At 73.6% G+C, this 12,894-nt stretch carries 10 protein-coding genes, 1 pseudogene and 1 riboswitch; of the genes and pseudogenes, 5 read left to right on the forward strand and 6 right to left on the reverse strand.

The genetic code is table 11. The features are described from left to right. Nucleotides 1-74: 74 nt before the first annotated feature. Together ABZ809_RS12625 and ABZ809_RS12630 are read right to left on the reverse strand one after the other, a co-directional pair. Nucleotides 75-1,079 (reverse strand): inorganic phosphate transporter, encoded by a 1,005-nt coding sequence (locus tag ABZ809_RS12625; RefSeq protein ID WP_357562576.1) that lies wholly within the window; start codon nt 1,077-1,079, stop codon nt 75-77. 4 nt (nt 1,080-1,083) lie between these two features. Beyond that, a complete protein-coding gene (locus ABZ809_RS12630) occupies nt 1,084-1,710 on the reverse strand; it encodes a DUF47 family protein (protein ID WP_357562577.1) in 627 nt (208 codons plus the stop codon). Nucleotides 1,711-2,109: 399 nt separating this feature from the next. Between ABZ809_RS12630 and sigJ the strand changes: the two genes are divergently transcribed. After that, complete coding sequence (sigJ, locus tag ABZ809_RS12635; protein WP_357562578.1) at nt 2,110-3,075, forward strand: RNA polymerase sigma factor SigJ; 966 nt, start codon at nt 2,110-2,112, stop codon at nt 3,073-3,075. A 92-nt stretch (nt 3,076-3,167) separates the two neighbouring features. Here sigJ and ABZ809_RS12640 read toward each other — a convergent pair whose 3' ends face one another. Then, complete coding sequence (locus ABZ809_RS12640) at nt 3,168-3,674, reverse strand: DUF402 domain-containing protein (RefSeq protein WP_357562579.1); 507 nt, start codon at nt 3,672-3,674, stop codon at nt 3,168-3,170. Nucleotides 3,675-3,898: 224 nt separating this feature from the next. On the opposite strand from ABZ809_RS12640, the gene ABZ809_RS12645 reads away from it, so the two are divergent. Then, nucleotides 3,899-6,013: an ATP-dependent DNA helicase gene (locus ABZ809_RS12645; RefSeq protein ID WP_357562608.1), complete on the forward strand. Its 2,115-nt coding sequence runs from the start codon at nt 3,899-3,901 to the stop codon at nt 6,011-6,013. 205 nt (nt 6,014-6,218) lie between these two features. Here the strand turns inward: ABZ809_RS12645 and ABZ809_RS12650 are convergent, their stop codons facing one another. Then, a complete protein-coding gene (locus ABZ809_RS12650; protein WP_357562609.1) occupies nt 6,219-7,499 on the reverse strand; it encodes an AI-2E family transporter in 1,281 nt (426 codons plus the stop codon). A gap of 181 nt (nt 7,500-7,680) precedes the next feature. Here ABZ809_RS12650 and ABZ809_RS12655 point away from each other — a divergent pair, with 181 nt between their 5' ends. Next, a complete protein-coding gene (locus tag ABZ809_RS12655; RefSeq protein WP_357562580.1) occupies nt 7,681-8,019 on the forward strand; it encodes a co-chaperone GroES in 339 nt (112 codons plus the stop codon). 93 nt (nt 8,020-8,112) lie between these two features. Beyond that, nucleotides 8,113-8,280, forward strand: a complete 168-nt coding sequence (locus ABZ809_RS12660; protein ID WP_176737359.1) for a hypothetical protein — start codon at nt 8,113-8,115, stop codon at nt 8,278-8,280. A 37-nt stretch (nt 8,281-8,317) separates the two neighbouring features. On the opposite strand, the gene ABZ809_RS12665 is transcribed toward ABZ809_RS12660, so the two are convergent. Beyond that, the gene (locus tag ABZ809_RS12665; protein WP_357562581.1) at nt 8,318-9,811 is read right to left on the reverse strand and encodes a PrsW family intramembrane metalloprotease; all 1,494 of its coding nucleotides are present in this window, start codon (nt 9,809-9,811) and stop codon (nt 8,318-8,320) included. A gap of 23 nt (nt 9,812-9,834) precedes the next feature. Continuing rightward, a riboswitch (SAM riboswitch) is annotated at nt 9,835-9,955 on the forward strand. 137 nt (nt 9,956-10,092) lie between these two features. Between ABZ809_RS12665 and ABZ809_RS12670 the strand changes: the two are divergent. Further along, nucleotides 10,093-11,448, forward strand: a pseudogene (locus tag ABZ809_RS12670) (aminotransferase class V-fold PLP-dependent enzyme); the annotation flags it as partial. Between the two features lie 153 nt (nt 11,449-11,601). Here the strand turns inward: ABZ809_RS12670 and ABZ809_RS12675 are convergent. Continuing rightward, on the reverse strand, nt 11,602-12,846 hold the full coding sequence (locus tag ABZ809_RS12675; RefSeq protein ID WP_357562582.1) for an FUSC family protein: 1,245 nt from the start codon (nt 12,844-12,846) through the stop codon (nt 11,602-11,604). Between the last annotated feature and the right edge of the window lie 48 nt (nt 12,847-12,894).

Raw genomic sequence — 12,894 nt, forward strand, 5'->3', positions numbered from 1 at the left:
GGTGTAAGGAAGGGCCCCTTCCTAACGCTATGCGTTAGGAAGGGGCCCTTCCTTACACCGTCGTCCGCGTAGCCTCAGGTGAACAGCGGGCGGGCCAGGAAGTACATCAGGGCGCCGATCGAGCCGGCGGCGGGAAAGGTGAGGATCCACGCCCCGACGATGTTGCCGGCCACGCCCCACCGGACGGCGGAGAGCCGCTTGGTGGCGCCGACGCCCATGATCGCCGAGGTGATCGTGTGGGTGGTCGAGATCGGCGCGCCGAGCACCAGCGCGTTGAAGTAGAGCACCCCGCTGGCCACGGTCTCGGCCGCGAAGCCCTCCGGCGGCTTCAGGTCGATGATCTTCCGACCCAGGGTCCGGATGATCCGCCACCCACCGGCGTACGTGCCGGCCGCCAGCACCGCGGCCGACGTCCAGAACGCCCACTCCGGGATGAAGCTCGGGTCGTCCTGGTAGCCGCCGACGTAGAGGGCGAGCACCACGATGCCGATGGTCTTGGCGGCGTCCTGCATGCCGTGGCCGACCGACATGGCGGCGGCGGACGCGGTCTGCGCCCAGCGGAAGCCCCGGTTGAGCCGGCCCGGGTGCCCCTTCCGGAAGATCCACTGCACGGCGATCATGACGATGTAGCCGAGCAGGAAGCCGACCATCGGCGAGAGCACCATGGGGATGATCACGCTCTCCCCGATGCCGGTCCAGAGCACCGTGCCGGACGCGGCGACGGTCGAGCCGACCAGGCCCCCGATCAGCGCGTGCGACGAGGACGACGGCAGGCCGAAGTACCAGGTGACCAGGTTCCAGACGATCGCGCCGATCACGCCCGCGAAGACGATGCCGAGGCTCGCCGTGCCGGTGGGTAGTTTCACCAGGCCGCTGCCGACGGTCTTGGCCACCTCGGCGCCGAAGTGGGCGCCGATGAAGTTGCCGACCGCCGCCATGGCCAGGGCCACCCGGGGTGTGAGCGCCCGGGTGGAGATGCTGGTCGCGATCGCGTTGGCGGCGTCGTGGAAGCCGTTGGTGTAGTCGAACGCCAACGCCACCGCGATCACCGCCAGCACGGCGATGAGTTCGGGACTCACAGGATCAGGACTCCTTGACCGCGATGGTCTCGACGGTGTTGGCCACGTGCTCGAAGGCGTCGCAGGCGGCCTCCAGCTCGTCGGCGACCTCCTTCATCTTCAGCACGGTCAGCGCGTCGTACTCGCCGGAGAAGAGGCGGACCAGCAGCATCCGGTACACCTGGTCGCCGTCGTTCTCCAGCCGGTTGCACTCGATCCAGTAGTCCTCGAGGTCCTTCATCGACTTCAGGCGCGGCATCGCGTCGGCGGTCAGCTTCGCCTGCGCGTCGAGGACGTTGACCATCTCGTGCATCTCGCGGGGCAGCGAGGGGAGCTTGGTCAGGCCGTAGAGGTAGAGCAGGTTGCCGACCGCCTCGAGGTGGTCCATCACGTCGTCCAGCAGCGAGCCGAGCCGGTAGATGTCCTCCCGGTCGAACGGCGTGATGAAGGTCGAGTTGATCTTCTTGTACAGCTCGTGGGTGATCTGGTCGCTGTCGTGCTCCACCTCGGTGAGCCGCTCACTGACCGACTGCACCTCCACGCCGGGAAGGGACAGCTCGTTGAGCAGCTCGGTGCCCTTCACCAGGTTCTGCGCGGCCCTGGTGAAGAGCTCGTAGAAGGCGCCCTCGTTCGGGCGGAAGGAAAACTTCACAGCACGGACCTCGTCGTGTCGGTGGAAGGGTTGCGGCCGCCCGGAGGGTGCCCGCCTGGGAATGCTAGAAAACGACGGATCGAGGAATTCTGCGGCCTCCCCCTGGTCAGGCCACATTCACCGGTCGTTCACCTGCCGTTCATCTACGGCGTTCCCTCGGGTCCCAGCAGCCGCTCCCGTTCGCGCCGGACGTCGAAACCGGCAGGCGGATACCCGGGATCGAGAGTGTCGAACGTCTCCCCGAGCAGGCGTCCAGGGCCAACTCCTCGCACCCGGAACGCGGGACGGGACAGCCCGCCGGCCCGTGGAAACAAGCGCTGGCGGCGGCTGGGCCCGGTGGGTCGGATGGGACTGGCCGGGACGCGGGAGAATGGTCACCTGACCGATGGGGGGCGGCGGATGCGGGACCTGGCGACGGAGTTCGAGGCCGAACGCGGGCGGCTGCTGGCGGTGGCCCACCGGATGCTCGGCAGCCGCAGCGAGGCCGAGGACGCCGTCCAGGAGACCTGGCTGCGGTACGCCGCCGCGCTCGCCGACCCGGCGGCCCGCGCCGAGATCCGGCAGCTCGGCGCCTGGCTCACCACCACCTGCGCCCGGATCTGCCTGGACGTGCTCCGCTCCGCCCGGGTGCGGCGGGAGGCGTACCCCGGCCAGTGGCTGCCGGAGCCCGTGGTCGCCCCGCTCGACCAGGGCCCCCGCACCGACGGCTTCGCGCCCGACCCCGCCGAACGGGCGGTCCGTGCCGACCAGGTCGGCACGGCCCTGATGGTGGTGTTGGAGCGGCTCGCGCCGGAGCAGCGGGTCGCCTTCGTGCTGCACGACGTCTTCGCCGTGCCGTTCTCCCGGATCGCCGAGGTGCTCGGCACGACCGATGTCGCCGCCCGCCAGCTCGCCTCCCGGGCCCGCCGGGCGGTGCACGCGCCCGACGCGCCACGGCACACCGCCGACCCGGTCGAGCAGCGCCGGGTGGTCGCCGCCTTCGTCGCCGCAGTCGAATCGGGCGAACTGGACGCCCTGGTGCGCCTGCTCGCCCCCGACGTGGTCCTCATCGGCGACAGCGGCGGCCACTTCCCGGCGGCCCGGCGGCCGGTGACCGGGGCCGACTCGGTGGCCCGCCTCCTCCTGGGCCTGTTCGGCCAGGCCGGCCGCTACACCGGCGGGCTGCGCGCCCGCCCGGTGCTGGTCGACGGCGTGCTGGGCCTGCAACTGGAGGCCTCGCACTCCGACGGCCGGACGCTGCGGGTGGTCGCCGCGGTCGCGGTGGACGGCGGGCGGGTGACCGGGGTCTTCCACCAGCTCAACCCGGAGAAGCTGCGCGGCCTGGCGCCGCTGACGGCGGAGGATGTCTGGCCGCCGCGCTGGTGACACCTCCCGGCCGCCCCGCGGGGCCGGCCCGGCCCCGCGCGACCCGGCCCCGGCCTCGTGCGGCGCGCTGCCGAGTCGCCGGAGCCCGCTGGTCAGACCACCAGCGCCAGCCACTTCCGGTACGCCGTGGCGAACGGCTCGGTGCCGTCGCCCAACGTGCCGAGGAGCCAGCGAGCCGCCGCCTCGGCCTCCGCCACCACCTCGTCGGGGTAGCCGAAGCGGGCCCGGTGCTCGGCGAACTCGTCCTCGTCGCGCAGTTCCACCATGCCGGTGCCCCGGCGGCGCACCACGTCGAGGTCGAGGTCGATGAGGTGGACGGTGTCGTCGTTCTCCCAGCGGGCCGGGCTGGCGATGTCGCAGTAGACCTCACTGGTCCGCGGTGGCGGGTTGAACATCCCGGTCCACCAGGCGTGGTGCGGCACCAGCAGGACGAACGGGATCTGCTCGACCGACGGCCGGCCATGGTAGACGGACGCCGTGCCCTCGGGCACCCCGAGCCAGACGCCCAGGTCGTCCTCGGCCAGGCGGCGGGCCGGGTAGTCACGGTGGGCGCTGCCGTCGTACTTGCGGTAGATCACACGGACCACGTCGCTCGGCATGAATCGCACCCTAACCGATACCGCCCATCGGTCGCCGCACGGAAGTAACCGGACGCGGTCGGCGGGACGCCGTACCGTGACGACGCCACGCCAGGATCGGCGCGACCGGTGTCGGGGCCGGCGGGTACGGTCGCACGGTGACTCCGCGCCTCGCCACCGGCCCGACCGCCCCCTCGCCCCGCGCCAGTGGGCGGCGGCGGGGCGCCCGGCCGAGCGGGGCCGACCTGCTCGCGGCCGCGGTCGGCGCGGTGCCGGGCGGGGCGGCCCGCCCGGGGCAGCAGCAGATGGCGACGGCCATCGAGGAGTGCGTGCAGGCCCGCGAGCACCTGCTCGTGCAGGCCGGCACGGGCACCGGCAAGTCGCTGGCCTACCTGACGCCCGCGCTGACCGTGGACGGTCCGGTCGTGGTCTCCACGGCCACCCTGGCGTTGCAGTCCCAACTGGTCGACCACGACCTGCCCCGGCTCGCCGACGCCGTGGAGCCGGTGCTCGGCCGCCGGCCCACCTTCGCGGTGCTGAAGGGGCGGCACCACTACCTCTGTCTGGCCCGGCTGGACAACTCCACAGAGGACGAGCCGGAGGACACTCTCTTCGACGCACCGGCGGCGCAACCCGGTGGCGGGACGCGGTGGCTCGGCGAGGCGGGGCGGCTCGGCAAGCAGGTCCAGCGGCTGCGCGACTGGGCGGAGAAGACCGACACCGGCGACCGGGACGAGCTGGACCCGGGTGTCGACGACCAGGCCTGGCGGCTGGTCTCCATGCCGGCCCGGGAGTGCGTCGGGGCGAGCCGCTGCCCGTTCGGCGCGGAGTGCTTCGCCGAGGCGTCCCGGGCCCGCGCCCGGGAGGCCGACATCGTGGTAACCAACCACAGCCTGCTCGCGGTGGACATGATCGCCGGCCGGCACATCGTCCCGCCGCACAAGCTGCTCATCGTCGACGAGGCGCACGAGTTGGCCGACCGGGTCTCCTCGGCGGCCCAGGCGGAGCTGGTGCCGGAGCTGATCGACCGCTCCGCGAAGCGGGCCCGCCCCCTGCTGCGGCCGGAGACCGCCGAGTCACTCACCGCGGCCGGCGACGCCCTGGCGGTCGGGCTCGCCGAGGCGCCGGCCGGGCGGATCACCTCCGGGCTGCCGTCGGCGCTGCGCGAGGCGTGCACCCTGCTCGACGCGGCCACCCGGGCCGCGCTCGACGCGATCGGCGAGGTCAAGGCCGACGACCCGGACCCGGTGCGCAAGCAGCAGGCCAAGGCGGTGCTCGACGAGCTGTCCGCGACGGCACAACGGCTGCTGGAGGAAGCCGACCACGACGTGGCCTGGGTGGAGAAGAACGACAACACCGGCCGCCGGGCGCTGGTCGTCGCGCCGCTCTCGGTCGCCGGCACCCTCGCCACCCACCTGTACGACGAGCGCACCGTGGTCGCCACCTCGGCGACCCTGACCCTGGGCGGGCGGTTCGACACGGTGGCCCGGGCACTGGGCCTGGAGGCGCCGCCGGCCGACCCGCCGTCGCCGGCCGCAGCCGCCCTGGCCGCCAGGGCCGGAGCAGGGCGCCCCGGCGCCGCGCCCGCCGGAAACGGGGGCCGGCCGGAGGAGACCGGCTCCAGTGGGAACGTCGGCCCGGCCGGCCGCCAGCCCACCGGCACGTCGGGAGCACCGGCGACGTCGGGGGCCGGGTGGCGCTCCCTCGACGTCGGCTCGCCGTTCGACTATCCCCGGCAGGGCATCCTGTACGTCGCCGCGCACCTGCCCCGACCGAGCGTGTCCGGGTTGCCCGACGCGGCCGGTGAGGAGCTGCTCGCGCTAGTCGACGCGCTCGGCGGGCGTACGCTCGGGCTCTTCTCCTCCCGGCGGGCCGCGCAGCAGGCGGCGGAGCTGCTGCGCGCGCGGACCGACCTGCCGATCCTGCTTCAGGGTGAGGAGGCGCTGCCGCTGCTGGTCCGCCGGTTCCGCGAGGAGAAGTCCAGCTGTCTGTTCGGGGTGATGTCCCTCTGGCAGGGGGTCGACGTGCCGGGTGACGCCTGCCAACTGGTGGTCATCGACCGGCTGCCCTTCCCCCGGCCCGACGAGCCGCTGGCGGCGGCCCGGGCGGCGGCGGTGGACGCCGGCGGCGGGTCGGGCTTCGCCGCCGTCAGTGTGCCGATCGCCGCGGTCCGGCTGGCGCAGGGGGTGGGGCGGCTGATCAGGTCGACCGGCGACAAGGGCGTGGTGGCCGTGCTCGACTCGCGGCTGGAGACCGCCCGGGGCTACGGGCCGTTCCTCCGCCGGTCGCTGCCGCCGTTCTGGTACACCACCCGGCCGGAGGTCGCCCGCGGCGCCCTCGAACGCCTCGCGAAGGCCTGACCGGCGCTCGACCGCGACACCCTCCGCCCCGCCCGCGACGCCCTCTGCCCGGCTCTCAAGATCGCGCTGTTTCCTGGAAGTAGTGGCCTCTCAAGCTGGGAAGGCCACTACTTCCATGAAACAGCGCGATCTTGAGGACTGAGCGGGACGAGGCGCGGCGGGGCGCGGCGGGGCGTGTAGGCACGGGGCCGGGCGTGGGATGGGGTCAGGGGGCCTGGGAGGCGACCACGACGGCGTCGGGTGGGGTGTCCGGGACGGTGCGGGCGGCGAGCCGGCGGACGGCCGTGTTGAGCACGGCGATCAGCGGCACCGAGACCAGCGCGCCGGTGATCCCGGCGAGGACCACGCCGGCCGCGATCCCGATGATCACCGCGAGCGGGTGGATGGCCACCGCCCGGCCCATGATCAGCGGCTGGAGGAGGTGCCCCTCCACCTGCTGCACGCCGATCACCACGCCGAGGATGATCAGCGCGGTCACCAGGCCGCTGTCGACGAGTGCGACCAGGACCGCGACGACGCCCGACAGCGTCGCCCCGACGATCGGGATGAACGCCCCGAGGAAGACCAGCGCCGCGAGTGGGAAGGCGAACGGGATGTCGAAGATGACCAGGAAGACGCCGATGCCCACCGCGTCGATGAAGGCGACCAGCACGGTCGCCCGGACGTAGGCGACCAGGGTCGCCCAGGACGCCCGGCCGGCGTCGTCGACCTTCCAGCGGGCGGCGACCGGCAGCAGCCGCACCAGGAAGCGCCAGATCCGGTTGCCGTCCCGCAGGAAGAAGAAGGTGGCGAAGAGCACCAGCAGTGTGCCGGTCAACACCTCAGCCAGCGTGGCGGCCGTGGACAGGGCGCCGCTGGTGAACCTGTCGGTGTTGTCGTTGATCCACTTCTGGCCCTCCTCGATGTAGTTGTCGAGTTGGCCGTCGGAGAGGTGCAGCGGGCCGGTCTTCAGCCAGTCCTGGATCTGCCGTACGCCCTCCGAGGACTTCTTGCTCAGCTCCGGCACGCCCTGGATGAACTCGTTCACCACCAGGGTCAGCGTGCCGATCACCGCGGCCAGGCCGCCGACCAGCACCACCGCGGTCGCCAGGGACCGGGGGAAGCGGGCCCGCAGCAGCCAGCCGACCGCCGGCGCGAGCAGCGCCGAGAGCAGCAGCGCGATGGCCAGCGGGATGACCACGATCCGGACGGTGCCGACGATCTTCAGCAGCGCCCAGGCGACGATGCCGACGACGATCAGCCGCCACGACCAGGCGGCGGCGATCCGCAGCGCGTGGGGCACGTCCGCGTCGTCCCGGCTGACGGTGGAGTTGTGCATGGCCGCGGGCGGAGCCGCGCCGACCACGGTCGCGGACGGTGGCGCCAGCGGCCCGGGGGAGGTCGGCGAGGCCACGCCGGCCGGTTCGGGACCGCTGGCCGGGTCCGTACGGCGGACCCGCACCGACTCCCGACCTGACTCGTACGCGCGACGGAGCCGTCCGCGCATCCGCTCGAAGCGGCTCAAGCGCACCTCCTGGCAGTAGAACCAGCCTGCCCACACCGCACCGGTGGGCGGACAGGATACGTCCGACCGTGCCACCGTATGGCAGGTCCGCCACACATTGCCCTCGCCCCTCGGCGCGTAACCGCCCACGGCCGGCCGTCCGGGACACGGTAGCGTTTCCGGCGTGACCGTCGACCAGAACCTCGACTCCGGGCTGCCGATCCGCCTGCTGCACGACCGTGTGCTGGTGCGGATGGAGGGAAGCGAGGGTGAGCGACGCTCCACCGCCGGCATCGTGATCCCGGCGACCGCCGCCGTGGGCAAGCGCCTCGCCTGGGCCACCGCGGTGGGTGTGGGGCCGAACGTGCGCTCCATCGTCTCCGGCGACCGGGTGCTCTTCGACCCGGACGACCGCTCCGAGGTCGAGCTGCACGGCCGTGGGTACGTGCTGCTGCGCGAACGCGACGTGCACGCCGTGGCCGCGGAGCGGGTGGAGAACGACTCCACCGGCCTCTACCTCTGACAGTCTCCCCACCCGCCCGGATGAGGGCGTCGGTGTCGTTTGCGTCGCTCCCGGCCGGGAAGCCAGCCGCACCACCGGCCCTGGGGAGGGACGATGCCGGTATTCGTGAAGAAGCTCCTGATCTGGGGAAGCGTCGCGTTCCTGATCTACTTCATGGCGTTCCGGCCGGAGGGCGCGGCCGAGATGTTCAAGGCGATCGGGGCGGGGCTGATGGCGATGGCGCAGGGCCTCGGCGACTTCCTCACCAGCCTGATGACCTGACGGCCCGGGACCCGTCGGGGCCGCCGGGCCGGTCACGTCACGGGTGGCCGGGCGACCACGGTGCCGCCGGTGGCTGGCCGTGCCAGCCCGGACCGCCGTGCCCGGTCGGATAGGCCGGAGGCGGAGGCGGGGCGAGGACCACCGGGATGGGCACCACGGGCTCGTCCGGCGCCTCGACGGCACGCTGCGAACCGTCCGGGAACCGCAGGTGGTAGCGGTTTCCGTCCCAGATTCCCGCCGGCACCTGCGGATCCCGGCCCACGAAGAACGACCGGTAGGCGCCGATCGCCTCCAGTAGCTCCCGTTCCTCCCGTGCCGTCCGTTCCCGGTCCGCCGGCCGCCGGTCCAGGCCGCGCAGCGCGCCGTCGCGCAGCAGCGCCAGCCGGGTCGCCGCGTACTGGTAGCCGCGCATCGCCTTCAGCCCGGCGTCGCCGGCCACCCGCTTGGCCCACGCCCGGGCCGCGTGCCGCCTCCCCAGGCTGCTCAGCGCCGCCACCTCGGGCGGGGTGAGCCAGCCCGCCCGGACGTAGTCGGGCAGGGTCCGCTCGGTGAGCCGCCCCTCCCAGGCGCGCAGCCACACGGCCAGCCCGACCATGCCGAAGAACACCGGCACCATCACGCCGATGAAGCCGTACAGCATGATCAGCATCTCGCCGGTGGCCTGGGTGAGCGTGGGCAGCAGGTTCCAGAGGCCGTGCAGCATCATCGCCAGCAGCAGGCCGGCGATCGGGGCGAGCACCCGGACCCACCGGTCGGCGGCCCGCGCGGCGATGCCCAGCCCCACCCCGGTCATCGAGGTGAACAGCGGGTGGGCGAAGCCGAAGAGCAGGATCCGGACGATGAAGATGGCGATGACCTGCTGCGTGCCGGTCGCCGGCCCGTACTGCTCCACGCCGCTGGCGTAGCCGTAACCGCCCAGGTAGAGGATGTTCTCCACCATCGCGAAGCCGATCGCGGAGAGCCCGCAGTAGACCAGGGCGTCGGTGATGCCGGAGAACTCCCGCCGGCGGAAGATCAGCAGCAGGATCGGCCCGAGCGCCTTCGTCAGCTCCTCGATGAACGGCGCGACCAGCACGGCGGTCAGCGCGGTCGGCAGCCCCCAGTCCTCGAACCGGCCGGCCGAGAACTCGTTGACGGTCAGCGAGGCGGCGGTGGAGACGAACGCGCCCCAGGCGAAGCAGAAAATCAGGTACTTCAACGGCTCCGGCTCGTAGCGGTCGAGCCAGAGGAAACAGGCCACCAGCACCGGAACCGGAAGGATCGCGGCGACCACGCCGATCAGCAGGGCCTCGGCGCCGAGGTTCTCGCCCAGCGTGAAGACCATGAACACCGCGCAGGCCGCGATGAACAGGACGGACCCGGCCAGCACCAGGATCCGCCGCCAGCCCAGCCGGCGCAGCGGCATCCGGGGTGCGGCCCCGCCCGGCGGCGGGACGGCGGGCGCGGACGGCGACGGTGACAGGGGTCCGCCGGGCGGAGTGTCGGCCATGCGGTCAGCGTAGTCACCGCCGGCCGGCTGGTCCGGCCGCATTCGCCCCGGCTATGCTGCCGGCAGGTCACGAGCGTCAGCGTCAAGCCCCGGCTAGCTGGCCGGCAACCCTCGTCGAGTTCGCGGTGGGGTGCCCCGGGTGATGACCGGGCCCGGCCCGAACCGCGCGCCGGGCAAGCGCGGACCCCGCCCGTGTGCGCCCACCCGGGGTCCCTGGACCCGGAGGTCGGCCGATGACCGTCACCCTCGTACCCCCGCCTGTGCCACAGCCGACGCGGACCGGGCCGCCGCCCGCGGCCGCCGGCCCGCTCGACGTGCTCGGCGTGCCCGGCCAGATCAACCTGGACTACGCGGCCACCGCGCCCTGCGCGCAGGCCGCGGCCGACGCGGTGGCCGAGCTGCTGCCCTGGTACGCCAGCGTGCATCGCGGCGCCGGGGCGCTGTCGCGGCGCTGCACCCTCGCCTACGAGCGCGCCCGGCAGACCGTGGGTGACTTCTTCGGCGCCCGGGCCGACGACCACGTGATCTTCACCCGGAACACCACCGACGCGCTGAACCTGCTGGCCCGGGCCCTGCCCGCCGGCACCACGGTGGTGACCTTCGGCGGGGAGCACCATGCCAACCTGCTGCCCTGGCCGCGCGGCTCGGTCCGGCTGCCGGTGCCGCACGAGCCCGGCGGGGCGGTACGCGCGCTGGCCGCCGCGCTCGGCGAACTGCGCAGACCGGAGGCGCGGCTCGGCGGCCCCGGTCCTCAGCCCGGCGGCCCCGGTCCTCAGGCCGGCGGCCCCGGTCCTCAGGCCGCGCGTTCCGATGCTCAGCCCGCGCGTTCCGATGCTCAGCCCGCGCGCTTCGGCGCCGAGCAGGACCCGGCGCCTCGGCTTGCGCGTTTCGGCGCCGAGCAGGGCCCGCCGGTGCTGGTGGCGGTGACCGCCGCGAGCAACGTGACCGGCGAGCGCTGGCCCGTGGCCGAGCTGGCCCAGGTGGCCCACCGGTACGGAGCCCGGATAGCGGTGGACGCCGCACAGCTCGCCCCGCACGCGCCGGTGGACGTCGCCGCCCTCGACGTCGACTACCTCGCGGTCTCCGGCCACAAGCTGTACGCGCCGTTCGGCGCGGGGGTGCTCGTCGGGCGGGCGGACTGGCTGGACGCCGCACCCCCGTACCTGGTCGGCGGCGGCGCCACCAGCCACGTCGGGGCGGCCACCCACGACGTACGCTGGGCGACCGGCCCGGCCCGGCACGAGGCGGGCACGCCGAACCTGCTCGGCGCGGTCGCCCTGGCGGCGGTCTGCGCCGCCCTGGCCGACGCCGACCGGGTCGCGTTGCACGCCGCCGAGCAGGCCCTGCTGGCCCGGCTGCGCGAGGGCATCGCGGCCCTGCCGCACGTGGTGGAGCTGCGCACCTTCGGGCCGGAGGCGCCCCGGGTGGGCATCGTGTCGTTCGTGGTGGCCGGCCGGGACTCGGCGGAGGTGGCGGCGGCGTTGGCCGACCGGCACGGCATCGGGGTACGCGACGGGCTCTTCTGCGCCCATCCGCTGGCCCGGCGGCTGCTCACCGAGGCCGCCACCCGCAGCGGCCGCCACGACCTGCCCACAACCGCCCTACGCGCCAGCATCGGCCTGGGCACCACCCCCCACCACGTGGACCACCTCCTGACCGCCCTGACCACCCTGCCCTAACCCTCCCCTAACCCTCCCCCGCCCCTCCCTCCCAGGCCCGCGGCGATCTTGCACTTGTTGCCCGGGAAAAAGGGGCATAACGCCCTTCCCTCGGGCCAAAAGTGCAAGATCACCGACTGCGGACGGGGGCGGGGGCGGGGAGGGCGGGGTGGGTCAGGGGGGAGGGGCGGGGGTGGGTTTCTGGTCTGCGGGGTTGGGGCGGTCCTGGTCGCCGAAGGACTGGCGTACGCCCTGGTTCGCCTCCTCCTGGGTGATGCCGGAGGCCACCATCAGGTCGCTGGCGGTGGTACGCACCTGCGCGATGACCACGCTGCCGGAGAAGCCGACCCCCTCGGCGTACGCACGGCCGGCCTCGCTGACCGCGCGCAGTGCCCGCTCCCGGGCCCGCTGCGGCTCCTCCGCGACGGCGAACTCGTGCTTGAGCAGGCGTACCGACTCGGCGAGGTCGGCCACCGCGTCCGGCATCGGATCCGGGATTGGCTCCTCGTCCTCGATCAGGGTGACCGCGCGCCGGATCAGCGTGCCGGCGTTACGCATGGCCCGGTCGATCGGGTCGGCGGCGTCGGCGTAGTGGGTGAGTTCCTCCCGCCGGTGCCACCGGGCCGGCGACAGGATGGCGGTCTCCTTCGCCCCCTGGATCGCCTCGGTGAAGGTGTTCAGCTCCTCCTGGTTGTTGCGCAGCCGGTCCAGGGCCCGCTGGGCCTTGTCCCGGTCCCGTTCCCGCAGGGCGTTCGCGGTGATGTCGAGCTGGGCGGCGAGCAGGTCCAGGGCCGGCCGGGCGGCCCGGTTGACGACCCGCAGTGGATTGAGCGGCAGCAGGATCGCGGTGACCAGCAACGCGATGCCGCCGCCGACGAACGCGTCGACGAACCGGGGAATCTCCAGGTCCTCGGTCGACGGGCTCAACGTGACGATCAGCACCGCCGTGGCCGCCGCCTGGATGACGATGGCCACGCTGGCGCCCGCGAAGATGGTCAGCAGGATCGCCAGGGTGACCACCAGGCCAAGCTGCCACGGCCCCGTACCGAGGAGATAGATGAGGAGGTCGCCGACAGCGACCCCGATCGCCACGCCGATGATCAGCTCGACCGTGCGGCGGAACCGCTGGCCGACCGAGGCGGCGAGGGTACCGACGGCGGAGATCGGCGCGAAGACCGGCTGCGGGTTGCCCAGCAGCTCGTGCGCCGCCAGCCAGGACAGCCCGGCGGCGAGGCCGGCCTGCCCCGCCAGGCCCAACGCCATCCGCAGCCGGTGCAGGCGGTCGTGCAGGGTCGCCTTGCCCCGGTGCCGCAGGTGCTCCACCGCATCCGCGATCCGGGCCCCGTCGACGTCCGTCTCCCGGTCCCGCAGGATGACGCGCCGCACGAGCGAGGGTAGGCGGTCCCGGGCCACGGCCATGGCGGGGACTACCCGTGCCGCGCCTGGTGAATCCTCGGCGGTGGCGAC

The organism is Micromonospora sp. NPDC047074, from assembly GCF_040643815.1.
Lineage (GTDB): Bacteria > Actinomycetota > Actinomycetes > Mycobacteriales > Micromonosporaceae > Micromonospora.